Raw genomic sequence first — 26,371 nt, 5'->3', positions numbered from 1 at the left:
CTGGCGTGTCTGATTCCGGCGCGCCGCTGAATCCCGATGATCACCGAATGCCGTCAGGCGAGGGCGTCCTGCGCTCCGCCGATGGCCTGAACGAATACAGGAACGTCATGATGAAAACCTTCACCAGACTCGCCCTGGCCACCGCATTACCGCTGGCCATGCAGGTCGCTTCCGCCGCCGACTGGTATCCGTCGGCGTATGGCGCGAACGATGAGATAGGCGCCGCCAACCTGTTGACCCCTGACGTGGTGAAACAGGCGGTGGGGCTGGTCAGGACTGGCAAGACCTATGCGCTGGCGGTGCCGGTGGACAAGAACCTGCCGGCCTTCCGCCACCGCAGCTTCCACCTCTACAACATCCAGCCGGGCCAACAGGCCGGCCAGTCCCTCGGCCCGAACAAGTTCACCTTCAACGACGAGATGGTGAACGCCTGGACCGGCGTCGGCACCCAGCTCAACGGCATCGGCCATATCGGCATCGACAACCGCTACTACAACGGTAACCAGGCGGCCGACTTCGTCACCGTCGAAGGCGTGAAGAAGCTCGGCATCGAGAAGGTCCCGCCGTTCGTGACCCGTGGCGTGGTGCTGGACATGAGTGCGCACTACGGCAAGGCCATCGTCCCCGGCGGCACCGAGTTCAGCGTCGCCGACATCCAGGCGGTGCTTAAGAAGCAGGGCCTGACGCTGCGCAAGGGTGACGTGGTGCTGTTCAACACCGGCTGGCTGGAGCTGATCGGCAAGGACAACAAGCAGTTCCTCGAAGTCGAGCCGGGCATCGGTATGGAAGCGGCGAAGTGGCTGGCCGACCAGGGCATAGTCGCCTTCGGCGGCGATACCTGGGCCTCAGAGGTCTACCCCAATCCCCACGGCAAGGATGAGTTCCCGGTGAACCAGTACATGCTGGCCAAACGCGGCATCTACAACCTGGAACTGATCGACAGCCGCGCGCTGGTGCGTGACCAGGCCTGGGAGTTCCTTTTCGTCCTCGGCCAGCCACTGTACGTCGGCTCCACCCAGGTCAACATCAACCCGGTAGCGATCAAATGACGACTTCCACTTCGCGGCCGGCCTTCGCCGGCCGCAGCTTTCGCGTCGACTACGACGGCCTGTCCGCGCACAACCTCTATTCGGCGGACGGCTCCCGCATCCGCTACGCCATCGTCTCCGGCCCCTACGCCGGAGCCCAGGGCGAGGCTGAGTGCCAGTGGCAGGAAATTGCCGAGGGCGTCTACGTGATCTCCTGGCAGGAAGCCGACGGCGCCACCGTGGTGCACGTCGACGACTTCGCCAACGGGCGCTCGCAGGCGTTCTTCACCGCAACCGACCTGAGCTTCCACCGGATGCAGGGGCCGTTGACGGAGATCGACGCGCAGGAGGGCGGGCAATGAAGTCCGGTCACGTACTGCTCGCGCTGGCCATCGGCGCGTTCGGCATAGGCACGACCGAGTTCACGCCGATGGGGCTGTTGCCGGTCATCGCCGAGGGGGTGGATGTCAGCATTCCCAGTGCGGGGATGCTGGTCACCGCCTATGCCATTGGCGTGATGCTCGGCGCGCCAGTGATGACGCTGCTGTTCAGCCGCTTCGGCCGGCGCGGCGCGCTGATCTCGCTGATGGCCATCTTCACCCTTGGCAACCTGCTTTCGGCCATGGCGCCCGACTATGCCACGCTGCTTGCCTCGCGCCTGGTCACCAGCCTCAACCATGGCGCTTTCTTTGGCCTCGGGGCGGTGGTCGCGGCGAGCGTGGTGCCGAAGGAGAAGCAGGCCAGCGCAGTGGCGACCATGTTCATGGGTCTGACCATCGCCAATATCGGTGGCGTGCCAGCGGCGACCTGGGTGGGCCAGCAGGTCGGCTGGCGCGTGGCATTCGCCGGCACCGCGGTGTTGGGGCTGATCGCAATGGCCGCGCTCTGGCTCGCCCTGCCCAGAGGCGAGCGGGGCAGCGTACCCAATGTGCGTCGTGAGCTGGCCGTGATCACTCGCCCGAGCGTGTTGCTGGCGATGGCTACGACAGTGGTGGGAGCCGGCGCGATGTTCACGCTTTACACCTACGTGGCACCGGTGCTCGCCGAGCTGACCGGCGCTTCGGACGCTTTCGTCACCCTGGCGCTGGTGCTGATCGGTGTTGGTTTCACCCTCGGTAATAGCCTGGGCGGCCGTCTCGCAGACTGGTCACTCGACGGTTCGACGCGGATTTTCCTCGCGGGGCTGACCGTCATCATGCTGCTCTTGCCGCTGGCTCTGACCAATCACGTGGCGGCGGCGCTGGGCTTGCTGGTCTGGGGTGTCGCGACCTTCGGCTTGGTGCCGCCCCTGCAGATGCGGGTGATGGAAGCTGCCGCCGAAGCGCCCGGACTGGCCTCGTCCATCAACGTCGGCGCCTTCAATCTCGGCAATGCGCTCGGTGCGGCACTTGGCGGCGGCGTCATCGGCCTGGGCCTCGGCTACGTCGCCGTGCCGGTGGCCGGTGGCCTGCTGGCTGCGCTGGGGTTGTTGCTGGTGTGGCTGGGGCGGGCTGGCAAGGTCGCCGAGGCCAGTTTGGCCGAGCAATCCTGCGACGGTGTGTGACTGAACTCAGTTGCTGACGGACTGGCAAAAGGCCCCGGGAGGAGAACTCCCGGGGCCTTCTGTTTGCCGGCATCAGATGGCCATGCTGTCCACCACGCCACCATCTACGCGCAAGGCGGCTCCCGTGGTCGCGGAAGAGTAGGGCGAGGCGACGTAGGTTACCAGTGCGGCGACTTCGTCCACCTCGGCCACCCGCTGGATGATGGAGCTGGGGCGCTCGCGGCGCACGAATTCATCCGCTTCCTCGCGCGCGGTGCGGCCGGACTGGCGTACGGCGTCGGCCACGAGATTCGCCACGCCTTCGGTGAAGGTCGGGCCGGGGAGGATGGCGTTGACGGTGACGCCGGTGCCCGCCAGGCGCTTGGCCAGGCCGTGGGAGACAGCGAGGTTGGCGGCCTTGGTGACGCCGTAGTTGATCATCTGCGCGGGAATGGCGACGCCCGATTCCGAGGACAGGAAGATCACCCGGCCCCAACCGCGCTCGACCATGCCGGGGGTGTAGTGGCGGGCCAGGCGCACGCCTGAGAGCACGTTGATTTCGTAGAAGTCCAGCCACTCCTGGTCACTGGTCTCATAGAAATCGACGTCGTTATAGATGCCCAGGTTGTTCACCAGGATGTCGGCGTGGGGCTCGGCGGCGAACAGGGTTTCGGCGCCAGCGGCGTTGCCCAGGTCGGCGATCACGCCACGGGCCTTGCCCTTGGCTTCGCGGATACCGGCCACGGCCTGGTCGACGGAAGCCGCGTTGCGGCCAACGATGACCACCTCGGCGCCGGAGGCGGCCAGCTGGCGGGCGATGCCCAGGCCGATGCCGCCGGTGGAACCACTGATGATGGCGGTCTTGCCGCCGAGATCGATCTGCATGTCGGGGTCCTCTTTCGGGGGCACGGGATGTGCCGGTAATCGACTGGATCTGGCGACATCCTAGGGATGGTCTGTAAGATCGTACATAACTTAATTCGACACACTTGAGTCCCGGAAGGTCATATGCTGGATCTCAGACAACTTCGTTATTTCGTCGCCGTGGCCGAAGTCGAGCACGTGGGTAAGGCAGCGGAGCAGTTGCACATTTCCCAGTCACCGCTGAGCCGGCAGATAGCCCAACTGGAGGAGCGCCTCGGACTGCAACTGTTCGAGCGTAGCCAACAGCGATTGCGCCTGACATCCGACGGGCGCACTTTCCTGCACGAGGCCAAGGCGCTGCTCAAGCACGCCGAGCGCCTGGAGTCCCTCGGCCGCCGCCTGGGCCGGGGCGAGACGGGCGGGCTGTGCATCGGCTACGTCAGTCATGCCATCCATGCCGGCGTGCTACCCGATGCCTTGCGCCGGGTGCGCGAGGAGCGACCGGGCATCCATATCGCGCTCTACAACCTTTCGGCCCGGGAGCAGTTCGAAGGCCTGCGCCAGCGCAGCCTGGACATTGCCCTGGTCTGCGAGCCGCCGGCAGCTGACGACCCTGACCTGCTCGCCTCGCCGGTGTTCAACGACCCGCTGCACCTCGCTTTGCCGCTGGGACATTCCCTGGCCGACAAGGCCGTCATCGAACCGGCCGACCTTCACGAGCAGGACTGGATCATGGTCGAGGGCCACTTGCAGCAGAGCCGTCGCGAGCATTTTCTGGCCAGTTGCGTGGAAGCCGGGTTCACCCCGCAGATCCGCCTGGAGGCCGCCGAGCCGCTGAGCGCCCTCGGGTTGGTGTCCGCCGGTCTGGGCCTGGCGCTGATCCAGCAAAGCATCGGCGGCGAGCGCAATCCCAACGTGGTGTTGCGCGAGTTGCCCTGGCTGGGGCAGAGCACCGGCCTGTGGGCGGCCTGGCACCGGGTCGACCTGCGGCCGATCGTGAGTGAGTTTCGCGAGATGGTACTGGCCTGCTCGGAAGTCTGAACGGATCTTCCCGGCAAATCGCTACGGCGGGGCAGAGTGGGGTGATGACCTTTTTAGTCTCAAGTATGTCGAATTATGACTTGGACGGTCTCGACTGGGCGGGCATAGGATTGCCGCCACTGGAGTTCACAAGCGACTCCCCCCAACCCGGAGAACCCCGTCATGAGTCTCAAGTCCCTGATCCCCACCCGCCTTGGTTTCGGCACCGCGCCGCTGGGCAACATGTTCCGCGCCGTGCCCGCCGAGGAAGTGCAGGCCACCGTCGATGCCGCCTGGAACAACGGCGTGCGCTACTTCGACACCGCTCCCTTCTACGGCGCCGGCCTTTCCGAATCCCGCCTGGGCGCCGCCCTGGCCAACCGCCCGCGTGACGAATACGTACTGAGCACCAAGGTCGGCCGCGTCATCCTCGACGAGCTGGAAGACCCGGCCGCCCGCGAGTTGGGCGAGAAGAGCGGCCTGTTCGAGCACGGCAACCGCAACCGCATCGTCAACGACTACAGCGCCGACGCCACCCTGCGCTCCATCGAGGACAGCCTGAAGCGCCTGGGCACCGACCGCCTCGATATCGTGTGGATCCACGACATCGCCCAGGACTTCTACGGTGACGATTGGCTGACCCAGTTCGAGATCGCCCGTACCGGCGCCTTCCGCGTGCTCACCCGCCTGCGTGAAGAAGGCGTGATCAAGGCCTGGGGCCTGGGCGTGAACCGCGTCGAGCCCATCGAGCTGACCCTGGACCTGGACGAGCCGCGCCCCGACGGCTTCCTGCTCGCCGGCCGCTACTCGCTGTTGGACCATGAACGCGCGTTGCAGCGGGTGATGCCGCAGGCGGTGGAGCAGGGCGTCGGCATCGTCGTCGGCGGCCCTTACAGCTCGGGCGTGACTGTCGGCGGTGAACACTTCGAGTACCAGAAGGCCAGCCCGGCCGTGCTGGCGAAGCTGGAACGCATCCGCTCGGTGGCCCGCGACCACGGCGTCGACGTGAAAGCCGCCGCCCTGCAATTCGCCCTGGCCCACCCGGCCGTGGTCGCCGCGATTCCCGGTTCGACCCGTCCGCTGCACGCCAACGAGGACTATGCCGCGCTCAGCGCCGTCATCCCGGCCGCGTTCTGGAACGACCTGCGCGCCCAGGGCCTGATCAGCGCCGTGGCACCTGTCCCGACTGTTTGAACCCTCAGTCGCCGGGCCTCGCGGCCCGGCGCATCACAGCCCATCATCGAATCATTTGGGGCCAATGCCCCGGGAGAAACATCATGGCCAAGGCCACTGCTTTCATCGACCTCAACACCGACATCGACCAGGTCTGGCAACTGATCGGCGGCTTCGACTCGCTGCCCGACTGGCTGCCGTTCATTCCGCAGAGCGCGCTCAGCGAGGGCGGCCGCGTGCGCACCCTGAAGAGCGTGGCCGGCGAGACCATCATCGAGCGCCTGCTGGACTTCAATGAAGCCGAGCGTCGCTACAGCTACACCATCCTCCGCGGGCCCGCCCCGGTCCGCGACTACGAAGCGACCCTGCGTGTCCTGCCCGGAAACGATGGCCGGGGTTCCCGCGTGGAATGGTTCGGTTCCTTCATCCCCGAGGGCATCAGCGACGCGGAAGCCACTGCGCTCTTCACCACCATCTATGAGGATGGCTTGGCAGCGCTGAAGCGAGCCATCGAGAGCTGATGGCTTGAGGCCCCCTGTGCGACGGCAAGGTGTTCGCCGCCGGGCAGGGGGCTTTCTTCTGCGCGACCAGACGCGCACCGAAGGCCAGCCAATCAATTGATCCAGCTTTTCCTGACCCTTTCTCTGTTGGTAGAGGCCCAGGACAGGGTCATTCAGGCCGGTGCCGCCTTGTTCTGCGGCTCGGCCACTGGCGCCTTCAGCAGCACGAAATACGCGAGTGCGGATACCGAGGCCACGGCGGCGCTGATGACGAAGGCCGAGAATGATCCGCTGTGCTGGACACTGAAGCCGGTCACCACGGGCGCCACGGAGCCGGCGAGATAGCCACCGAAATTCTGGATCGAGCCGAACGAGGCGACGCGGCGGGTGCTGATAATGGTGTTGACGATCATACAGGCCGTTGCACTGGCCATGTTGATGGCGAACAAGTCCTCAGAACTAATATTCTGAATCCGCCAAGCGAAAAAACTCTTTCTATTTCAATAAGTTCCATTTCCCTCCCGAAAGGTTTTCAATTAATTTGTTCGCAGAAACTCGGGTCTGCAATGACTTTCGCTTTTTCCGCAACTAAAGATTTACAAATGTGCAGATAGAGTCGATGAGTATTTTTTATTTTTTATTCCGGCAGGTTCTAAGCGGTTTTATAAATGCTTTTCTCGAATTTCGACACTATCGCTGACAGTATTGCAGGGGGGATAGTTGAAGGACGTTGATGGCTGTATGTATTTCTCCACGTGCGATCAAGACGCCTCTTTGATGCATCGCTGCCATAGAAGGGTAAATGCTTCAATATTTTACTGCGGGACCAGCCATTTTCCGCCAAGAAAAAGTAAAGACTATAGCGAAGCTGTAGGCCGCTGGTTGTCCATCCATCAGACGTTACCAAAAGCTTCTTGAAACTATCTTGCACTCTTTGAAGGGAGACCGGGCCGGGTAGTGCTTTCCACGTAGTACGAGGGAAGAGATAGTCTTGTGTGTTGCAGGGGTAGTTCAGCCAGTCTTCAAGCGCCGCCAGAGGGCAGAGCAAGGGGAGGCGGCCAATCTGGAAGGAGTATCTCGCTCTCCCACGACCAGGACTAATGGTAATTTCAAGATAATTACTCGTTATTTTTACATTTTTCCTCCTAAGCCTACACACCTCTCCAATGGTCAATCCGAACCAGAATCCTATGAGCAAAATTGCTCTATTTCGGCAAGCAACAAGCTCAAAAAGGGGAGTTGATTTTATTGAATCTTCGCACAAGTTTATGTATTGCGGCGCCCTGGGGGAAAAACGGTGCTGATGGGCCTCGGCAAGATACTGCACATCCATGATCGAAGGAGGCGGTTGAAATATTGACGGCGATCGTCGGGGCAACCGGAACCTGACTTGCTGTACCAGATCAACGACTGACGGACATTGAGTCGGATCGGGAAAGTCGTTTTCCTTGTGCCACTCACTGAGCGCGGTCAGCGTCACAATCAGCGGTGCTCGGTCACCTCTACCAAAGCAGTCCGCCAGATAGAGACAGACTTCGTAGGCAAGCGCCGGCAAATCGCGGCCTTGCCATTCAATGTAGCGGCGCAAGGCCCTACGACGTTCCGCCTCTTGCCGCGCAGTCAGACCACCGCTTAGCTCAACCTGATCTAGATGCATAGTGTCTAAACTCCGAGAACTGTGGCATCGCCATGCATATGCCGAAATCACATAAAAATTCAAGATTTTAAGCTTTCACCAATTAGCTAAACCTATTTTGACGGCTATAATGTTGCTCGGTGCTGCTCCCCCATTCAAAGGGAATTCACGCGAGGGAGAGGCAAGTCACCCCACGACTCACATCAGTTGAGGGGCCGATTATGCCTAATAAAACACCCGAGAACGCCTTTCTTGCGCGGATTCGTAGCCGGCGATCGTCACGCAGTTACTTGTGGTTAGTCTACAGCCATAAGTTGCGCTCTGACCTCATCCTGGAAAGTAACCAGGAGCTTGCGCACTGGCTGCTGAACCTTGAGTTTGATCCCCATATCGTTGACTTCTGGATCCCCGGGGTGGATGAGATCTACGGCGACCAGTTCGGCGGTCGTCGGACTCGGCCCGACGTCGTGGCCAAGAACTCCGACGGGGTGCTGGAGTGGCATGAAGTCAAAGCCGGACATGTGGATGAAGTCAATTCCAGCGAGCAGATCAAGATACAGCGCGAATTAGCCGCGAATAACAGTGCGTTGTATCGCTTATTTGATGAGTCCACACGTGTGGCCCGCCACTATGAGTTGCTGCCCCGACTGCGTCTCATGCAGTTCATTGCAGTTGGGCGCAATCAACCCCTTGTAGATCACGTGCGGAAGACTGTTCTCGATTACGTGAATCAGGTGCAGGCGGGTACGTTTGGCGGGTTGCTGCAAACCTATCCCACGCTGGCCTCCACGCACCTGATCTGTGCGTTGGTGCGCCTCACCATCGAAGGGCTGGTGACAGTCGAGATTGAAGAGTCCACCCCCACGCGACACACGGCGTGGTCGCGGAGGGACCCATCATGAAGCGGACCGCGATCCCCCAGGCAATCAGAGACGGCGATTACCCGCGCCTCGAACCCGCGACGGTGCCGCAGGCGCAATGGCCGGAGTTCGCCCGCAAGCGGCTTGCCGTGTCATTGTACATTGACGGCGCTGCAATGAAGGAGATCAGGCTGCGCACTGGAATGCCGTCCAACGAGGTTAACCGGAACGCGGCGCGCTTCTGCGCCATGGATGACGACGGTCATTATTTTGGGGAGCGGGCGTTACTAGAGCAAGCCCGGATTGTTACCTATGAGCGACACAAGCCCATCGGCCCGAAACGCAGCGAACAGCAGGGTGGGCTGACCGGTGTGCTCAACCTGCTGTTGTCCGAACACGCCGAAATTGAAGCTTTCATGATTGACCTCCTCCGTACGCCAGGTGTGGTCTTGAATGATGATCGGGGGGGGCTGAGTTTCTTAATCGCAAAGTTTTATCAAGCGCTGGAAAAGGCGGGCATAGCCCCACCCGCTTGGCCATTCAATACTAAGCACAAAGGTCGTACGGCCATCCGCAAGTACCTCAAAGCGCTGCGTGCACAGTTTGCGGTCCAATACATTCATGCCCACGGTGACGAGGTTGCCATGGCCCATCTAGCGACCGGTACCGGTCATCGAAGATTCATCCGCGCTAAGCGGCCTTTCGATTGTGCTCAGCTGGATGGCCATTGCATCGACGCATTCTTCGCGCTGAGAATCGAAGAAGCGCCTGGATACTATCAATGGGTCGTGATCGATCGAATCTGGTTATTGTCGATCATCGACGCTTTTTCCCATGCGGTCCTGGCCTACAAGCTCGTCCTGCGAAGTGAGGTCTCAGCGTCCGATGTACGTGAGGTCATCGCCCAGGCCTGCCTGGGGAAATGGCGTCCCAGGGCGTTGGCGAACACAGCCTATCAATACAAACCGGGCGCAGGGCTGCCTTCAGGCGTCATCGAAGATTGCCACGGTATCAGCTTCGGCGTGTTGTTTTTCGATGCCCACCTGTCCAACCTCGCCAAGAAAATCACCACGACCGCACGCAGCGACTTCGGTTTCCAGGTGTGCATCGGCCCGGTCGGGCACTTCGAAACGCGCGCGGAAATCGAGCGCTCCTTCCTGGAGGTGGCACGCAAAGTTCATGGGTTGATGTCCTCCACTGGCAGTCATCCTCATGCCGGGCGGGCCAAGGACGCCGAGCAAAAGGCCGTGGACTTCGAAGTCGATCTCTTGCTAATGGAAGATGCGATCGACGTGATGCTGGCCAACTACAACGCCACGCCCAGTGAAGGCTTAGGACTCTTTTCACCACTAGGTTGCCTGGAGCAGTTCTTCCGCCAGGGCGCATTGATCCCCACCTATTCCACCGAGCAGCGCGAGCGATTACAGGCGGATCTGACCACTCGCAAAGCGACCGTGCGAGGCAGTGCCGACAGTGGGCGGCGTCCTTACATCCAGCTCGATCGGGTGCACTACACCAACGAGGTGCTGGCGAGTGATTACGGCTTTGTCGGCATGCAGTTGTTGATCGAAGTCGACAATCACGATTACCGCGCCGTCAAAGCCTATCTGCCCAATGGTGAGTGCATTGGTTATCTCCGCGCCCAAGGGTGGTGGGGCGAGTTCAAGCATACCCCGGCCGTGCGGCGCAAGGTGAACAGCTTGATCCGTTCCGGGGATCTGAAACTCGATGAGGATAGCTCCCCGGTTCAACAGCTCGGTGACTACTTCATCCGACAGGGACAAGCGGGAGTGGCATTGTCCATCAGTCGCGAAGCGGCAACCCCGGAGGCAGGCAACCGGCAGCCCCGAAAAAGCCGGCCTGAGCGACCGTACTACCTTATCCAGCCGGATCACGATTACGGTGAGCTCCCCACACCCGGGCACGCGCTGAACCGATTCAAGCCATGAACGCCGGCGCGCATCCCCTCCAGACCCACGAGGCGCTGTTTATCACGGAGCAGATGAGCCGCGCACTCCACCTGTGTCTCGATCGGGTCACCGCCCGGCGCTCCGCCGTGTTGTTCGAAGGCGCGTCGCGGGTCGGCAAATCCCGTTGTTCCGAATATGTCACCGGCCAGTTAAAGGACACGTTGCCGGAGGTGTTCACGACGCGCCACATTGCCCGCCACCGGGATCCCGGCAAGCGGCAGTCCGCTTTGAAGGAGTTGTGCGCATCGGAGCACGTGCTTCCTGAAGCGCGTGGGGTCGATTACCTTCAGCATCTGCTGGCCTACATCGAAGGACAGGTGACTGGCCGACCCGCGCCCCAATGTGTATTGGTAATCGATCAAATTCAGCGTTGGCTTCAGAACGACTTTCACGTGTTGGCTGACCTCTACGATTATCTCGAGTCGTCAGGCATTCAGCTAACGGTCATCGGTTTTGGGCAGGCGAACGCCATCAGTGAGCGACTCTCCGCGTTTCGTGTGCTGGAGCACGATCAGCTGGTGGCGCGCTTCTTTTCAGAAATCATCGAGTTCAAGGGGTGTGAGAACGTCGGACAACTAACGGCAATCCTGCAGGCGTGTGATGCGGGCTCCGAATACCCCGTCGGGTCGGGCATCAGCTACACCGCCTTCTTCGCGCCAGCGGCCTTTGCCGCCGGATTCAGGCTGGCGCCCCTGGCTGACTGGTTCTGGAAGGCCTTCGCGACACGCGTGAAGGGGAAGTACGTCGACAACCTACCCATGCAGCATGTGCGTGAGGCGATCCTTGACCTGTTGCTGCTCATCGCGCCGCATGACAGCGTCTTGTTTGAAATCGATGAGCGGATGATCCAGGAAGCGGTCTATTGCAGTGGGATTGCGATGTTTTGCAATGCAACAGATGCACTATAAATACGGGCTTTTTTTCCCAGATCATTTTCCGTGGCAGTTTGAGCACGACATTGCCATTCTGCACAAAACGTCGGTGATCAATGGCATGCGCGCTCAGGTAGTGCTCAGAGCAGTGCCCCTCATGCCCCGGCGGCACTGGAGGGGGAAAACCGACATCGAGGAGGCCCTGCACGAACTTTACGACAGCTCGCCCGGCTATTTCTTGAATACCAGCTTCCTCGAACTAGCCGCCGATTGCTTTCCGAGAAGTGTCAACGGCCCCCTCAAATATTGTGCGGCATGCCTGGCTGGGACAGGGTTCGTGCCGGCAATCTTTGCCCTGCGCTTTGTGGTCAGCTGTCCGTGGCATCACCAGCCGCTGATCCCCCTGTGCGAACGTTGCCACGACATTCGCAAATTCACCCCTACCCCGTTCGGTAGCGCGGTCGGCTACCGTTGTGTGGACTGCGGCTACTGGGTACCGAATCGGCGGGCGATCTTTGCCGTATGTCACACTCCTGCCATCCACAGGCACGAGCTTGCGTGCTCCATGTTCGTCACGCATACCTTTCGACTGCACCGCTTGGCGGTACTGGATGTCCTCCATTTCGATAGGTTGACCGACTGTGGCGCGCAAGCGTGCGCGGAGGGTGGCGCGATGCCGGAGTTTGTTCACGATGCTACCACCAAGAGCTGGTACAAGACGCTTGAACTGGGCGGGCCGTGTGCGGCGCCGAGCTCACCCGATGAGAGCTACCGGCGCTTTGTGAGTTTTCATCAGATGCGCCTGCTCAAGGCGCATCGCGACTGCCCCTGCGGTGCCGTGCTTTCGCGCCCCGACTTTGGGGATGCGTCGCGCAGCGTGTGCGTGTATACCGCGGCATTGTCGATCTTTCGGCAGAAATTTGAGGACCTGAGCCGTGCTGACGCGATGCCGCGACTGTCAGCGCAGGCCGTGCAGCAGTTGGCCAAGCTGCAGATGGCGCCCCGGGTGGCGCAACGCTTCTTTCAATGCGTGTTCTACCAGCTCGTTGCGCGCTTATGGTTCTGGAGTCGCGCTGCGTCACAGTTTTTCGTGCACATTGATCCGCGGCATTTTTTTGCGGTGCTGCACGCCGGCCAATTCCTGCCAATGCTGGATCGGCTGCTCGGGGAGCGCTGGGAAGGCTGCTGCAGGTGCGTATTCGATTTGCCCGCTGATCGAGCGGCCATGCGCCAGCTCATGGGGCCGGCCCGGGAGGAGCAGGTCCTGCGACTGCGCAATTTCGGTACCCGCGCAGAGTTGAGCACCTCGGCCAAGTCCAGGCTGTTCTTCGGTTCGCTGCGGGCGACAGCGATGTTTTACTTTTAACGTGGGTCCCTGAGCAGCCGAACCAGACGCCTCCACCTCGCGGCTGTGGGGCTAGGTAACGCTTCCGGTAATCGCTTCGCGCCCACCCGTGTCTCCTTTTCAGTGCTGCGCAGCCGGTCGACCGGCCAGTGACCGGTGGCGACGGCGGCTGGCAAAGACCGCTTAGCGGTTGAAGTGCGCTGCACATAGTGCCCGTGCCCTTAGCCACGGTTTTGACCGTTGGTGGACGGTTCGCTCCTGCCCTCGGGCCTGCCAGCGAGGTGTTCGGGCGTCTCCAGCAGTCGACTGGCGCGGCTGCCGAGCAGCGCGCCGGCCTGGAAATAGCCCATCACCGTACTCACGCTGCGGTGCTCGGTCATCGCCATCACCTCGCCGAGCGGCACGCCCTGGCGCCCGGCCTCGCTGACAAAGCCCGAACGCAGGCTGTGCGCGGCCCAATCGCCGGCGAGCCCGGCCAGCTGCGCGCGGCGCTGCACGATGCGCGCGACCTGGTCACTTGAAAGGCCCGCGCTACCCACACGGCCTCCTTTGTAAACACGACGGAACAGCGGCCCGCTGCTGGCCGGTGCCGCCGCCAGCCAAGCCGTCAGGGCTTGCGCCGCGGCGCCGCGCAGCGGCTTTTCTCGACGCACATCTCCGGTTTCCGTTTTGGTCGTGCCCAGGGTGTAGAGCCAGGTGTCCGCGTCCAACGGACGGAGATCGGTGACCTGCAGGCCGACCACCTCCGAGCGCCGGCGGCCGCCTCCGCTCCAGGCCAAGAGCAGCAGGGCGCGATCGCGGATCCCGCGCACACCATCCGTGCAGGTGGCCAGCAGTGCCGCCAGCGGCTCGCGCACCGCCGCGGTCTTCTTGCGCACCGTGACGCCGTGGCGCGCCTGCGCCTTGCGCGCCTCGCGCAGCAGGGTCTTCACCGTCACCGCCTCGGTTGGGCTCGGCCAGCCCTTCAGCGCGTGCCACTTGGCAAGCACGGCCAGGCGCTGGCGCACGGTGTTGTGGCTCAGGGCGCCGAGCCTGGCCTTGACGCCGGCGTCGACCAACGCGGCATCCAGCGTCGGCGGCAGCAGGTGCTGCCAGCCGCCCGCCTCGGGGCGCGCCAGGTGGTCGAGGAGGAACTGCACGGCCACCGTGTCCTCCAGCGGCCCCGTCTCCAGGGTGCGACCGTAGCGCAGCTGCAGCCAGGCGCCCCAGTAGGCGAGGGCGCTGCGGTAGCTGCGCAGGGTATTGGCCGCGGTGCCGGCGGCAACAAACGCCGCGGCGGCGGCACGGGCCGTGGCATCCAGGCGATCGGCGGCGAGCAGGGGATTGTCGCCCGGTAACAAGAGATGTGTATGATCCATTACGTTCAACGTATGATAAATGAAGCTTGATTCAGATAAGGTCGGATAACATTCGATTATCAGACCTAATCTAGCAGGAGGCTGGGCATGGCGGTAGGCGTACCGGAAACCGAAGTGTTCGCCGCGGCGGATACCGTCTTGGCGCGCGGCGAGCGGCCCACCGTGGAGCGCGTGCGCCTCGAACTCGGCCGCGGCAGTCCGGCACGGGTCGGTGCTCTGCTGGACCAGTGGTGGGACCAGTTGGCCCAGCGCCTGCGTGGCGAAACTCGTTTGCCGACGCTGCCGACGGAGGTGGCCCAGGCCTTTGTCGCCGTGTGGCAGCAGGCAATCCTGCTCGCCCAGGGGGTCGCCGAGCAGGGGCTGAGCGAACAGCGGGCCGTGCTGGATGCCGAACGCGTGCGAGTCGCAGACGTCGAGGAGGCGGCACGCCAGGCAGCGGCGCAGGCGCGGCAGCAGGTAGCGGCGGACCAGGCTGCACGGCAGGCCGCGGAAACCCGGTTGTCTGACTTGGAGCAGTTGCTCGCGCAACGCCAAGCGCAGTTGGACGACCTGCAGAACCGTTGTACGGTCCTTACGACGGAGCGGAAAGAAGCCGTGCACGAGGTCGGCACCCTGCGCCAGGAGCTGCAGGCCGCGCAGCGTCAGTTGACGCAGGAGCGCGAGTCCTCGGCCGGCTATGTGCGGGGCGTGGAGGAGCGTGCCCACCGGGAAGTCGATCGCGCCCGCGAGGAGAGCAGGGCGGCCGCGACCCAACTGAAGACTGTGGGGAAGCAGCAGGAACAACTGCGCCAGCGGCTGGATATCGCGCTGGCCCAACTTAGCGAAGCGCAACAAGTCGCCGCCGCTGAATCGGCGCGGGCAATGACGCTCGAGCAGCAACTCGCCGCTGCCGCAAGTCCCCGGCGCACCAGCGCCAAGCCCGCGAAGACAGTCAAACCGGCGAAACGACCGAGAAAATCGGCAGACGCGGAATAGTGCCCGGGAGCTGCCGGCCGCCCGGACGGGCATGGGGTAAGCGAGGCAATGTTGGTGGGCGATCTCAAATCAGCTCAGGCCGGCGTCGAGCACGATCATTTTGGGCCACATCTGGCAGTCGACGTGTTGTCGAGCCCGGTTAGTCCAAGTGTTCGGCCAGATAATTGACCAGCTTGAGTGGCTCGGCGCTGTCGACGATGGCGAACATCAGGTCGCGCTTGCTGCGCGGCAGTGATTTCGAACAGCGTTTGGCTGTGGCTTTGATGGCCGCGTCGGTACCGTGGATGCGTGCGGCGAGGAAGAGGGCCAGGGTGGCGTCTTGCAAATTCACTTGTCATAAGCTCATTCGATGTCGTCAGGCAGTATGCCGTCTGGGTTTGGAATGGCTCAATACCGTTTCGGCCTGGTGAAGGGCTGAGTACGGCCGATTCTGTTGAAAAAGTAGCTGCCGCCCCATGCCGCCGGCAGAATCGCACGCTCAGTGAGCGTGGGGGCAGGCAGCATGATGGGGCAGTTACCGGGAGGACAGGAGCGCCTGTTCTACTCGTTCAATCTGGAAGAGCACGTCCCAGTCCAACACCTCCTGCGCAGCATCGATCAGTGCCTGGATCTCAGTGACCTGCGTGCTCACCTGGCCGACTTCTACAGCCCCATCGGACGCCCATCGATTGATCCGGAGTTGATGGTGCGCATGCTGGTGGTCGGCTACTGCTACGGCATCCGTTCCGAGCGGCGGTTGTGTGAAGAGGTGCACCTGAACCTGGCCTATCGTTGGTTCTGCCGGCTGGGCCTGGAAGACGAAGTGCCCAATCACTCGACCTTCTCGAAGAATCGCCACGGCCGCTTCCGTGACAGCGGCCTGTTCCGCTGGTTGTTCAATGAGGTGCTCCGGCGCTGCATGGCCGCTGGGCTGGTCAAGGGCGAAGGCTTCGCCGTCGACGCCAGCATCATCAAGGCGGATGCCAGCCGGCAACGTGGGGTGGCGGGCGATGAAGTCGACTGGCGCGATCCGGCGCTCAGCAGCCGCGCCGTGCGCGAGTACCTCGAAGCCCTTGATGAAGAGGCGCTGGCCGAAGCCCTGCCCAAGAAAATTTCACTCACCGATCCGCAGTCCCGGTGGACCGCCGCGCCAGGTGGTCCGGCCTTCTTTGCCTACGCTACCAACTACCTGATCGACACCGAGCACGGCGTGATCCTGGATGTGGAAGCCACCCCGGCGCATCGGACTGCCGAAGTCGAGTCGACCAAAACGATGGTCGAGCGCGTCGAAGCGCAGTTCGACCTCACACCGGAACGCCTGATCGGCGATACCGCCTATGGCACGGCCCCGATGCTGGCCTGGATGGTCGAGGAGAAGGACATCGAGCCGCATGTGCCGGTGTGGGACAAGACCGAGCGCAAGGACAACAGTCTCTCCAGCAACGACTTTCACTGGAATCAGGAGGCCAAGGAATACCGCTGCCCAGCCGGCAAACCGCTACGCAGTGAATGGCGCGCCTTCACCCAACAGAGAACGCGGGTGACCAAGGCCAACACCATCATCTACCGCTCCAGCCAAGCCGACTGCGCCACCTGCCCGCTGAAAGCCAAGTGCTGTCCCAATACGCCGAATCGGAAGATCGTCCGCAGTATCCATGAGGCTGCTCGCGACGTAGCTCGACGCATCGCCAAGACACCGGAGTACCTCGTCTCTCGCTGCGAGCGCAAGAAGGTGGAGATGCTGTTCGCCCACCTCAAACGGATCATGAAACTCGACCGTTTACGACTGCGTGGCCTGACCGGCGCCACCGACGAATTCACCTTGGCCGCGACGGTGCAAAACCTGCGACGCATGGCCAAGCTCATGCCTCACGGGCCACCGATCACGGGATAGGTACGCCTGCTGCGAGCAGAAACCCTCGAATTAACCCGCAAACCTGAGCCCGGTGGCTCAGTGAAACGCCGAAAGGCAACTTGAAGTGGCTTGCAGCCACTTCGAAAGCTGGCGCACCTGGCCGACTGGCTGCCGCAGAACCGCCTTTTTCAACACAATCGGCCCAAAGCTGCCGGTCCTAATCGGCAGAAATCGGCCATGAACGGTCGTCCGGCATGGGTGGCTTTCTGGCAGCATTTGGGTATTCAGAAGAACGGCCAAAATCGCGGATTAAACACGTGGCTGTGGCGCGTTGAGCAGACGAGTAGACGCTATTGTTCGTACGGTGAGGTGACGAAAGATTGCATCATGTCGAGGTATAAATTCTCCAGCGCGCAACGGTACGCGATATTCTTGGTACACGGCACGAAGTGCTACCTGTGCAGGGTCCCACTCGACCTCACCTCAATGGTCGTCGACCATGTTTTGCCTGAGCACCTTCTTGAGAGTCCCTCACTATTTAACGCTGCTAAGGAGGCGCTTGGCCTGCCCGCTTCGTTCGACCTAAATTCGTTCGAAAATTGGATGCCAGCATGTAGCTCATGCAATGGGAAAAAGTCAGCGCTCCAATTTAAGCCTTCCCTTCTTATCCAGGTAGAACTGCAAAATCTTGCAGAAAAGGCCGACAAGGCTCGCCGGGTTTACGACGAGGTCGTTGGCACCAGACGGCTGTCTAACGCACTCAGCGTGTTGGAGCAAGCGCTGGAGAGCAGCTGGAATTTCGAGGGGGCGATACGAGAGCAATTGGTGGCCCTTCTGCGATTTGCCTTAGCGAGCGAGCTTGTGCCCAGGGGGCAACCACTTCGCTTGACACAGTCATTTCAACTATTGACGACCACGGTAGAGGATGCAACGAGTTGGGGAGCCACCCACTGGTCTATACCCCCTCGTGAGCCGGGAGAACCAGCGCTGGTTGTGCTGTTTCGGGCGGAGCGAGGCGAGTGCGTTGAGTGCGGTTTGATCCGACGGGTCTTTCAGCCGATCAATCACGAAGGTGGTGGTGATCCGATCTGCGGCGTATGCCTATCGAACCTGGATTGGATGGAACCTGTCACCTTGGGAGACTTGCCCACTCACGTCACCCAGGCATGAGGAGTTGTGGGATCACCTCCTCAAGTCGCGGAACACACTGGCATACTGCTCGGTCACCATCCCCGCGGCTACCCATGCAACCAGACGATTGATTCGTCGGGCGGGCCAGATTAGCCAAGCGCAGTGGCTAAGGCCATACAGGTTGAGCCGTGAGCATGTACAAGGCGCTGGACACAAAGCTCTCGATGGTAGTGGCGGAAGACGTCGCAAGAGGAATAGACCCTGGATGAGTCAGTACTTCGAATACATCGGCCAAGAACTGCACAGCAAAATTATGCAGGCAAAGGCCTACATCACTCGACACAACCCCACGACCGGTGCGCTGGCCGAAGAAGTGCTGCGTCAATTTCTTAAGGAGCATCTCCCGCAACTGGTCAGCGTCAACCAAGGATTCATCCTCGATAAAGACGGCGGAATCTCCAAGCAATGTGACATTCTGATCTACGATGCCCACTTGTATGCACCGTTCTATCAGGTTGGAGGGCTGGTGGTTGTTCCGGCAGAAGCAGTGATCGCTGTTCTTGAGGTCAAGACTTCTATCAATAAAAAAACATTCCACGATGTTATTCGTTATTTCGCTAGTTTCGAGGCCCTAGAATCACATACACGGACCTATCTGTTCATGTTCAACGCCCCAAAACTCGCGTTGTTGCACGATTACTTCGATACCTATCCGCACCTCGATGGCCGCGATGACTTCGACCACGATACTTTTCACTTCTTGCCGGACGAGATCACGGGCCTCGATAGGTCCTACCACCTCGAGCGGAATTACGTTATCCATGATCGCGACGGGGCGGGCTACCTGTCGTACTTCTTCGAGGATCTAGAGGGAATGGAGATCAACGCACTGGAGCTGTTTTTCCTGTCCCTCTACAGACATGTCGAAGCTTACATAACGAATCGCCACGCGCCTCGAGCAGCTCTGGCTCCTCGCGATATCTATCACAAGCGTCAGGTCAAGAAGGTACTCGGTATCGACCTCTTCCCTATGTAAGAGTGGGCCCCAGCCATACGTTCGGAATTTGGTTTAATGAGGGAGTCGGGGAATGAATACGAGTCACTCAGATAGCGACCTACGCGTCGCTGTACTCGTAGATTGCGACAACGTACCGCCCGAGATTTTGGACCATGCACTTCGGGTGGTTGCCCAGTTTGGGCGGGTTGTTCTGCGGCGTGGGTATGGCAACCACGCCACGCTTGGCAATCGATGGCAAGAGGCATTGGTCCGTCAGGCCTTCACACCCTGCCTGCAATACCAATACGCCGCCGGCAAGAATGCGCTGACGACTTTCATGGAGCTGCGATCTGCACTGCGACGAGGTGATCGCATGCCCGGGCGCTCAATCCAGGTGGTGGCAGGCCATACGCTGTCCATGACCTTCGTACCCAAGTGGTTTGTCGAATTCCAACGGCGGAATGGCTATTTCAACGCCCATGTCCTGGCAGCGAATGTGCACGACGCGGTGATTGCCTTGGCCGAAGGAAACTGCGACTTGATGATTGGGTACAGCCATCCTCAAGCCCCCCATCTTTCTCGATCCCGACAAGTTTATTGGACTTCGACTGGGAGCCGACGCGTTCATTCCGGTATCGGCGCCAGATGCGGATGGGAAACCGCTGTTCCAACTGCCCGGCTCGTCGGTGAACCCCATTCTTTACCTTGCTTACACGGCCACCTCGTTTCTGGGGCGTGTAGTGGAGATCATCTTCAGAGGTGAAAGCCAGCAACCGCATCTCAAGCGTTTCTACGAGGCGGACATGGCCATGCATCTCATGAGAATGGCTCGGGAAGGCTATGGAATCAGTTGGCAGCCGGAGTTGGCTGTCGAAGAGGTGATCGCTGCTGGCAGGTTAGTACGCGCCGGCGAGGGATGGAGTGCCGAGCTGGAAATCTGGTCGTTCAGATCGATAAGTAACCCCAACCAGACGATACTCGAACTGTGGAGGTCGCTAGAGAACGACGTGCGGTAGCTTCGCTGTCTGAATCCACGAAGACTGGACCATCACGATCAAAATGCTACAGCTCTGGCCAAAACCTACTTCGCCGGCATGAGCGAGTAGGCCATTCGTAGTACCCCAAACCGGCGGATTAGCGGGAAGTGGCTGGCTTCTGCGGGTCGCGCCTGGCCGGAGCCCACCCTAAACGAACGTTGATGACCGTCCACGAACGGAAGAGATAACAGCACGGTCGAAAGGCGGATCACTTTCAACAACTTCGTCGGCGGCCAGTGCAACGTGTTGATGACTGATCTGAACCAATCTCTCGGTTGCCTATGAAATGGCCTAAGTCGACATGAAGGCGCCTTACCTACGAAGCAGGGGGCGGATGACCTTGTGCGCGAGATTCAGCCAGGCCCAGCCACCACGCAATCTAGGCTCCACGTATCAATTACCATCTCTGATGGCTTTTGGCCGCGCCGCTCCGTTGGTATAAAGGGGGCTCGTTCACCCGAGGAGAAGGGAAGCATGAGTTATGGAGTGACGCTGTACAACGTGTTTATCGCATCGCCCGGTGACGTGAGCGCGGCGCGAGCCCAGGTCAGAAGCTCGGTGCGCGTGTGGAACGAAATCCATACGAAGCATCGTAAGGCAATTCTGTTTGCTCTAGGGTGGGAAACCAATTCGGCCCCAAATATGGGACGTCCTGCGCAAGACATCATCAACGACAAGCTGCTCGCTGATGCCGATATTTTGGTGGGTGTCTTTTGGACGCGCCTCGGGACGCCAACCGAGGGATATGCAAGCGGAAGCGTTGAAGAGATCGAGCGACATATTGAAGCCGGAAAACCAACTCTCCTCTACTTCTCCGAGGAACCGGTTGCGATGGCGTCAGTTGTCCGCGAAGAGTACGACCGGCTGCAGGAATTCAAGGAGTCTTGTAAATCTCGTGGCCTTTATCACCAGTTTGCCGACATTACGCAGTTCGCCGAAGATTTAAACAAACACCTCGCCATGCATATGAACGACTTGTTGGGGGAGGCCGGTTCGGTTTCCCTCGGCATCCCGTCGATCTCTCTTGCTGCCTCCGCATCGCCGGGACTGTCAAAAGAGGCCAAGATACTCCTGAAGGAAGCATCGCTGGACCGGGGTGGTGTTATTTTGCACTTGGGCCATATAGGCGGAACTGAAATACAAGTTAACGGGAAAAATATTATTGGCGATGGTGGGCGCCGGGAAATTGCGCTATGGGAAGGTGCGTTGGAGCAGTTGGAGAACCATGGACTTGTCCGGTCGCGAGGAGGAAAGGGGCAAATTTTCGAGCTGACTGATCAAGGCTACAGAGTTGCAGATGCGCTGTAATTCGCCCTGTAGAGTTCCAGTAGTATTGGGGGTCTAGTGGTCTCTAAATGGACCTACTCCTGTACGCCCCTTGTGGAAGGTGGATTCAGTTTGGCTACATAGGTAGTTTGGCAATTTTACCAATACCTGCCGTTCGCGCCCAGCAGGAACCGCCTATTAGTTGTGCAGTAATTTAGTCGAAGCCATTAAAAGGAGTTTTGCCATGGCCGAAAAGAAAGTTGTCTTCGTTGCTTTTGCAATCGAGGATGCTCGCATCCGCGACATGATCAAGGGGCAGTCTCTGCATACGGACTCGCCCTTTGAGTACGTAGATATGTCGGTAAAAGAAGCCTACGACGACGAGTGGAAAAAGAAGGTGCGCACTCGCATTCTTAGGTCAGATGGCGTACTGGTGATCGTCAGCAAGAATTCCCTCAAATCCAGTGGGCAGAAGTGGGAGATTCAGTGCGCCAAGGAAGAGAAAAAGAAAATTCGTGGGATTTGGGCCTATAAGGATGATCGCACTGACCTCGCCGGAGTGAATACGATGGTTTGGACTTGGGACAACATCGCCAACTGGATTGATAGCCTCTGATGCGTAAAGCTCTCGTTGTCGGCATTGATCACTACTCCAACGTCTCGTCTCTCCATGGCTGCGTCAACGACTCATTCGCGGTTAAGGCAATGCTTGACCGACACGCCGATGGTTCAGTGAATTTCGGTGTGAAGCATCTAACGGCCACTGGGCCAAGCGATATGGTTGGGAGAGATGATCTTCGGCAGGCCATCGAAAGTCTCTTCGAAGGTGATGGCGAGGTATCTCTCTTTTACTTTGCCGGTCACGGTCACATCGAAGCAACGGGCGGCTACCTATGCTCCTCCGAGGTGAAAACAGGAAATGATGGCGTGCCGTTGGCCGAGATCATGACCATGGCAAACCAGTCGAAGGTCCAGAACCGAGTGATTGTTCTGGATAGCTGTCATAGTGGCATCGCAGGAGGAAGCGCACTGCAACAGAAGGTTGCTGAGATTAGCGATGGCGTAACCATTCTCACAGCTTCGACAGCGGAGCAGTATGCAACCGAGGAGGATGGAGCGGGAGTCTTCACCAGTTTGCTCGTGGACGCACTTGGTGGTGCTGCGGCGAACCTCGTTGGTGACGTAACACCAGGAGGTGTCTATGCACACGTAGACCAGTCGCTTGGACCATGGTCGCAGCGCCCCGTTTTCAAGACTAATGTTAAGCGTTTCGTTTCCTTGCGGAAAGTACAGCCTCCATTGGAGCTCGCTGAGTTGCGTCGAATCTCAGAGTTCTTTCCGGCCGCAGGCTTTCAACTCCAACTTGATCCCACATATGAGCCAGAACGGCATGAGTCGTGGGCAACGAATCCTCAAGGCATTCCGGCACCTAATCCGGATCACAACGCCGTTTTCAAAATCCTGCAGAAGTACAACCGAGTAGGGCTTCTTGTCCCAGAGGGTGCACCGCACATGTGGCATGCTGCAATGGAAAGCAAGACTGTCCGCCTCACAGCACTTGGCGAACACTATAGAAGGTTAGCATCGAAGAGCCTCATATAGGAGAAATAGCGGGCAGCTTAGCAATTCACATAAGCATTATCGAATTGTAAATTGAAGGGAGGCTCATGAATCAACAAGAGTTGTTTGCCCACTACGAGAAAATTTACTTTCATGAGCAACAGCGCAAGGAACAAATTTTCTCTCGACTCAATATCCCGCTCGCCGTGATGGTTGCCGTTGTTGGTTTCTATGCAGTGGTCGTCAGCACGGATTACAAGAAGCTAGAGCTAGGGTTGACAATCTGGTTTTGGACTGTGCTGGCTGTCTCCATCTGTTTCTTATTCCTCGGAGCGTATTTTTTTACAGATGCGCTACTGGGGAAGATGGATCGGGCCATAGTCACCCCGAACGATTTAGAAGACTGGCGACAACAGCTACTTGCCTACTATGCGGCCGACGTTGATTGCGACTCCATTGTCACCGCAGAGATTAGGCGAAAGCTATATTTGGATTACATGGACTGCGCTTCTATCTCGACGATAAATAACGACAGAAAATCTTCCAGCTTATATTTCTGCAACATGGCAGTAATTATCTCGACGACCTTTGCTGCGATTGCCTATGCGATTGCCAAATTCCCTACTCTTTAGGAGGCAACATGAGTCAAAAGCCACCGCCGCCACCGCCGCCACCAACTAGAAATGTTCGTGGTGATGTTCGCCCACCGCCGCCGCCGCCGCCGCCAGTAGTTCCCCCGATCAGTCGCAAGCCATAACTTACAGCCCGACCTTAAGTCGGGCTTTTTATTCGAAGAGCAAACCGGCAGCTTTATACTTCCTGCTTTATAGATTGCTTACGGGGCCGCTATGGGGCGAGAGAAGTTCGCCGCAAATGGCAGATTTTGGCCGAAAGAGACCCGTTACGAGGGGCAGTTTGACTAAACTACTGAACATAGCTTTTCTCCACTGTTGAGGAGAAGCGTATGCGGCGTGTTCTTGTCCTGTTGCTCTGTCTGTTGTTCTCCGCTCCTGCCTGGTCTCAGAAAATCATTGCAGCAGCTGACTCATATCCCCCCTTTGCAGACCCGACCCATCCTGCACAGGGCATCTGCCTGCAAATTGTTCGGGCAGCGTTTGCCAGTCAAGGCTATACGGTCGACATGCGCTTCGTTCCCTGGGCGCGAGCGCTCAGCGGAGTGAAAAGCGGCGAGTATGACATCCTGCCCAATGCTTGGTGGACGCAAGAACGGGCGGCGTTCCTGCTGTTTAGCGAACCCTATTTGAAGAACGAGATAAAGTTCATCAAGCGTAAAGGCGACCCGTTTGAATACGATGGACTGGGGAGTCTGACTGGAAAAACAGTGGGCATTGTCAAAGGGTATGGCTACGGCGACGAATTCCTCAATGCCACCAATTTCGCTCGGCCCGAGGTTTCCCAAGTCCTGCAAAACGTCAAGAAGCTGGTTCGCGGGCGGCTCGACTTGACGCTAGAGGACGAATTCGTTGCCCGCTGGATCATCAAGAACAATGCCCCCGACCTAATGCAAAAGATCGAGTTCACCCATAACGGTTTGTCCAGCCAGCAGATGCACGTGGCCAGCAGTTTGAAGAATCCGCGCCACAAGGCCATCGTCGATGCATTCAACAAGGGACTGGCCACCATCAAGGCAGATGGCACCTTCGACACTATTCTCCGAGAGAACGGTCTGAAGTGATCACGACACGCTGGCAGCAGGCGAGGGGCAATGGTTGATTCGCCATGTAGCCACTGCCAGGGATCCTTTTCCGGTGATGCCAGTGTGCGTGCGTGATTAGCGCGGAAGGTTTCAGATCATTCTAAAGGTGGGACCGTCGAGCTTTCGCGGAGGGGTCGATGTCCTTGCAGCTGCAGCCAAAGTCGACTCGCCACCCTGGGGATCGGGGATAGATGACAGGCAATTTCTAACGCTGATCGAATGGCTGCTGCGGGAAAAGCTCCACTTCGGCCTACTGATTCTGCACGCATAACTTTAGGTAATGTGACACGTAAAATTAAGCGCGTTGACGCTTTTTTGAGGTCTTCGGATACTTTTTCACGTCATCCGTGATGTCCTGACAAAGTGCCTGAGGATAATAATGAACATTGCGCCCGTTAAAACTCATCGTGAACTCGTGAATCAACGTCAACCAGGCCAAGGTATGCCTGGTGAGCTTTTTGGCCGAGAAGATATTTTCGACACAGACGTGGATATCTTTTTCACCAAACACTGGATTCTTGTTGGTGTTACCGCCGATGTCGCCGAACCCGGCGATGCTTCGACCATCGACATCGGCAAGTCCTCGATCATCCTGGTGCGGGACGATGATGAGCAGGTCCGCGCTTTCCGCAATGTTTGTCGTCACCGCGGTGCCCGGCTCAAAGATGCCGGTAAGTCCACCGTGGGTATGCTTGTCTGCCCGTACCACCAGTGGACCTATGATCTGGACGGTAGTCTTAAGCACGCTGCGCACATGGGCAAGGACTTCGATTCGAAGTGTCGCAGCCTAATTCCGGTGCATTGCAAGGTTGTTGGAACGCATATCTTTGTCTGCCTGGGTGACAACCCGCCTGAAGATATTTCCGTACTGGAACAAACCATGGCGGCGCGTTTCGCGCCTTATGACCTGACCAACACCAAGATTGCCTTTGAGTCTGAAATTATTGAGAACGGCAACTGGAAATTGGTGATGGAAAACAACCGCGAGTGCTACCACTGCGCGGCCACCCATCCGGAGCTGACCGCGTCGTTCCTGCCGGAAGATTTCGGCTTCTGCACCGACGGAATGGGCGAAGACTCGCTCCTGGCTCTGGAAGAGTACTTCCAGCGCAATACCAATGCGCAGACTAACTGGGAAAGCCAAGGTCATCTTTGCGCCCCCGTCGAATACCTCGACGAAAACGCCGTGACTCAGTTCCGCACCCAGCGTCTGGTGATCGCAGGCCATGGCGAGTCGCAGACCATCGATACCAAGGTCGCTTGCACCAAGCTGTTCGGCAACCTGACTCGTCGCGATCTGGGTGACACGCATATGTGGACCCATAACTCCTGGACCCATGTGATGAGCGATCATGCGGTGATCAGCTACATCATACCGCTGGCCCCGGACAAGACCTTGGTCCGCTCCAAATGGCTGGTACATGCTGATGCCGTGGAAGGCGTCGATTATGACCGCCAGACCCTGACCGAAGTGTGGATGGCCACCAATCAGCAGGATGCAAACCTGGTAGCTATCACGCACAGCGGCACTCAGGATCCGGCGTACTCGCCGGGCCCGTTCTCGGCCTTTACCGAGAGCTACGTCGATCAGTTCTCCCGTTGGTACGCGGCCCGCCTCGCGGCTCATGGCGTGTGAGTACGGTGATGAGCATGTTTGAAAATATCGCCAGCCTGCGCGCTGATCAACGCTTCGCCGATACCGACCA

At 59.4% G+C, this 26,371-nt stretch carries 24 protein-coding genes and 2 pseudogenes; 21 read left to right on the top strand and 5 right to left on the bottom strand.

Annotated features, from left to right (window positions below; translation table 11 throughout):
* Positions 1-110: 110 nt before the first annotated feature.
* Genes ACFW0H_RS27315 through ACFW0H_RS27305 form a run of 3 tightly spaced genes read left to right on the top strand, consistent with a single transcriptional unit; the run spans position 111 to position 2,571 of the window.
* Positions 111-1,049, top strand: coding sequence for a cyclase family protein (locus ACFW0H_RS27315; protein WP_422916983.1), 939 nt, complete (start codon positions 111-113; stop codon positions 1,047-1,049).
* Positions 1,046-1,390 (top strand): MoaF-related domain-containing protein, encoded by a 345-nt coding sequence (locus ACFW0H_RS27310; RefSeq protein WP_422916982.1) that lies wholly within the window; start codon positions 1,046-1,048, stop codon positions 1,388-1,390. The genes ACFW0H_RS27315 and ACFW0H_RS27310 overlap by 4 nt, the downstream gene beginning before the upstream one ends.
* Positions 1,387-2,571 (top strand): MFS transporter, encoded by a 1,185-nt coding sequence (locus ACFW0H_RS27305; protein ID WP_422916981.1) that lies wholly within the window; start codon positions 1,387-1,389, stop codon positions 2,569-2,571. Before ACFW0H_RS27310 ends, ACFW0H_RS27305 begins: the two co-directional genes overlap by 4 nt.
* A 72-nt stretch (positions 2,572-2,643) precedes the next feature.
* Here ACFW0H_RS27305 and ACFW0H_RS27300 read toward each other — a convergent pair whose 3' ends face one another.
* Complete coding sequence (locus ACFW0H_RS27300; RefSeq protein ID WP_422916980.1) at positions 2,644-3,435, bottom strand: SDR family NAD(P)-dependent oxidoreductase; 792 nt, start codon at positions 3,433-3,435, stop codon at positions 2,644-2,646.
* Between the two features lie 123 nt (positions 3,436-3,558).
* Here ACFW0H_RS27300 and ACFW0H_RS27295 point away from each other — a divergent pair, with 123 nt between their 5' ends.
* From ACFW0H_RS27295 to ACFW0H_RS27285, 3 genes are all read left to right on the top strand, one after another.
* On the top strand, positions 3,559-4,455 hold the full coding sequence (locus ACFW0H_RS27295) for a LysR substrate-binding domain-containing protein (protein WP_422916979.1): 897 nt from the start codon (positions 3,559-3,561) through the stop codon (positions 4,453-4,455).
* Between the two features lie 162 nt (positions 4,456-4,617).
* Complete coding sequence (locus ACFW0H_RS27290; protein ID WP_422916978.1) at positions 4,618-5,628, top strand: aldo/keto reductase; 1,011 nt, start codon at positions 4,618-4,620, stop codon at positions 5,626-5,628.
* Between the two features lie 83 nt (positions 5,629-5,711).
* On the top strand, positions 5,712-6,128 hold the full coding sequence (locus tag ACFW0H_RS27285) for an SRPBCC family protein (RefSeq protein WP_422916977.1): 417 nt from the start codon (positions 5,712-5,714) through the stop codon (positions 6,126-6,128).
* Positions 6,129-6,280: 152 nt separating this feature from the next.
* Here the strand turns inward: ACFW0H_RS27285 and ACFW0H_RS27280 are convergent.
* Both ACFW0H_RS27280 and ACFW0H_RS27275 read right to left on the bottom strand, forming a co-directional pair.
* A pseudogene (locus ACFW0H_RS27280) lies at positions 6,281-6,556 on the bottom strand (MFS transporter); the annotation flags it as partial.
* A gap of 203 nt (positions 6,557-6,759) precedes the next feature.
* Positions 6,760-7,764, bottom strand: a complete 1,005-nt coding sequence (locus ACFW0H_RS27275; protein WP_422916976.1) for a hypothetical protein — start codon at positions 7,762-7,764, stop codon at positions 6,760-6,762.
* Between the two features lie 200 nt (positions 7,765-7,964).
* Here ACFW0H_RS27275 and ACFW0H_RS27270 point away from each other — a divergent pair, with 200 nt between their 5' ends.
* Genes ACFW0H_RS27270 through ACFW0H_RS27255 form a run of 4 tightly spaced genes read left to right on the top strand, consistent with a single transcriptional unit; the run spans position 7,965 to position 12,811 of the window.
* Entirely contained in the window at positions 7,965-8,645 is a 681-nt protein-coding gene (locus ACFW0H_RS27270; RefSeq protein WP_422916975.1) for a hypothetical protein, read from the top strand.
* Positions 8,642-10,552: a hypothetical protein gene (locus ACFW0H_RS27265; protein WP_422916974.1), complete on the top strand. Its 1,911-nt coding sequence runs from the start codon at positions 8,642-8,644 to the stop codon at positions 10,550-10,552. The genes ACFW0H_RS27270 and ACFW0H_RS27265 overlap by 4 nt, the downstream gene beginning before the upstream one ends.
* Positions 10,549-11,481, top strand: a complete 933-nt coding sequence (locus tag ACFW0H_RS27260; protein ID WP_422916973.1) for an AAA family ATPase — start codon at positions 10,549-10,551, stop codon at positions 11,479-11,481. Before ACFW0H_RS27265 ends, ACFW0H_RS27260 begins: the two co-directional genes overlap by 4 nt.
* Positions 11,462-12,811 (top strand): hypothetical protein, encoded by a 1,350-nt coding sequence (locus ACFW0H_RS27255; protein WP_422916972.1) that lies wholly within the window; start codon positions 11,462-11,464, stop codon positions 12,809-12,811. Before ACFW0H_RS27260 ends, ACFW0H_RS27255 begins: the two co-directional genes overlap by 20 nt.
* Positions 12,812-13,011: 200 nt before the next feature.
* On the opposite strand, the gene ACFW0H_RS27250 is transcribed toward ACFW0H_RS27255, so the two are convergent.
* Positions 13,012-14,148, bottom strand: coding sequence for a site-specific integrase (locus ACFW0H_RS27250; RefSeq protein ID WP_422916971.1), 1,137 nt, complete (start codon positions 14,146-14,148; stop codon positions 13,012-13,014).
* An 87-nt stretch (positions 14,149-14,235) separates the two neighbouring features.
* On the opposite strand from ACFW0H_RS27250, the gene ACFW0H_RS27245 reads away from it, so the two are divergent.
* Entirely contained in the window at positions 14,236-15,123 is an 888-nt protein-coding gene (locus tag ACFW0H_RS27245) for a DNA-binding protein (protein ID WP_422916970.1), read from the top strand.
* A gap of 139 nt (positions 15,124-15,262) precedes the next feature.
* On the opposite strand, the gene ACFW0H_RS27240 is transcribed toward ACFW0H_RS27245, so the two are convergent.
* Positions 15,263-15,454 (bottom strand): DUF7740 domain-containing protein, encoded by a 192-nt coding sequence (locus tag ACFW0H_RS27240; RefSeq protein WP_422916969.1) that lies wholly within the window; start codon positions 15,452-15,454, stop codon positions 15,263-15,265.
* A gap of 171 nt (positions 15,455-15,625) precedes the next feature.
* Here ACFW0H_RS27240 and ACFW0H_RS27235 point away from each other — a divergent pair, with 171 nt between their 5' ends.
* The 10 genes and pseudogenes from ACFW0H_RS27235 to ACFW0H_RS27190 all read left to right on the top strand — a co-directional run bounded on the left by ACFW0H_RS27235 (position 15,626) and on the right by ACFW0H_RS27190 (position 26,301).
* Positions 15,626-16,996 carry a transposase gene (locus tag ACFW0H_RS27235; protein ID WP_422916968.1) on the top strand — a complete coding sequence of 457 codons (1,371 nt, stop codon included), beginning with the start codon at positions 15,626-15,628 and terminating at the stop codon, positions 16,994-16,996.
* A 1,357-nt stretch (positions 16,997-18,353) separates the two neighbouring features.
* Positions 18,354-19,124 carry a DUF6602 domain-containing protein gene (locus ACFW0H_RS27230; RefSeq protein WP_422916967.1) on the top strand — a complete coding sequence of 257 codons (771 nt, stop codon included), beginning with the start codon at positions 18,354-18,356 and terminating at the stop codon, positions 19,122-19,124.
* Positions 19,125-19,176: 52 nt separating this feature from the next.
* Positions 19,177-19,407 (top strand): annotated as a pseudogene (locus ACFW0H_RS27225) (NYN domain-containing protein); the annotation flags it as partial.
* 223 nt (positions 19,408-19,630) lie between these two features.
* Positions 19,631-20,101 (top strand): LysR substrate-binding domain-containing protein, encoded by a 471-nt coding sequence (locus ACFW0H_RS27220; protein WP_422916966.1) that lies wholly within the window; start codon positions 19,631-19,633, stop codon positions 20,099-20,101.
* Between the two features lie 495 nt (positions 20,102-20,596).
* Positions 20,597-21,430 (top strand): DUF4062 domain-containing protein, encoded by an 834-nt coding sequence (locus ACFW0H_RS27215; RefSeq protein ID WP_422916965.1) that lies wholly within the window; start codon positions 20,597-20,599, stop codon positions 21,428-21,430.
* A 202-nt stretch (positions 21,431-21,632) separates the two neighbouring features.
* Positions 21,633-22,004, top strand: coding sequence for a TIR domain-containing protein (locus tag ACFW0H_RS27210; protein WP_422916964.1), 372 nt, complete (start codon positions 21,633-21,635; stop codon positions 22,002-22,004).
* Positions 22,004-22,990, top strand: coding sequence for a caspase family protein (locus ACFW0H_RS27205; protein WP_422916963.1), 987 nt, complete (start codon positions 22,004-22,006; stop codon positions 22,988-22,990). Before ACFW0H_RS27210 ends, ACFW0H_RS27205 begins: the two co-directional genes overlap by 1 nt.
* Positions 22,991-23,055: 65 nt before the next feature.
* Entirely contained in the window at positions 23,056-23,580 is a 525-nt protein-coding gene (locus ACFW0H_RS27200) for a hypothetical protein (RefSeq protein ID WP_422916962.1), read from the top strand.
* Positions 23,581-23,912: 332 nt separating this feature from the next.
* Positions 23,913-24,644, top strand: coding sequence for a substrate-binding periplasmic protein (locus ACFW0H_RS27195; RefSeq protein WP_422916961.1), 732 nt, complete (start codon positions 23,913-23,915; stop codon positions 24,642-24,644).
* A 400-nt stretch (positions 24,645-25,044) separates the two neighbouring features.
* Positions 25,045-26,301, top strand: a complete 1,257-nt coding sequence (locus tag ACFW0H_RS27190) for an aromatic ring-hydroxylating oxygenase subunit alpha (RefSeq protein WP_422916960.1) — start codon at positions 25,045-25,047, stop codon at positions 26,299-26,301.
* Positions 26,302-26,371: the final 70 nt, after the last annotated feature.

This window comes from Metapseudomonas cellulosilytica (genome assembly GCF_049334135.1).
In the GTDB taxonomy this organism is placed as follows: Bacteria; Pseudomonadota; Gammaproteobacteria; order Pseudomonadales; family Pseudomonadaceae; genus Metapseudomonas.
This window is presented reverse-complemented; position numbering and strand designations above follow the sequence as displayed.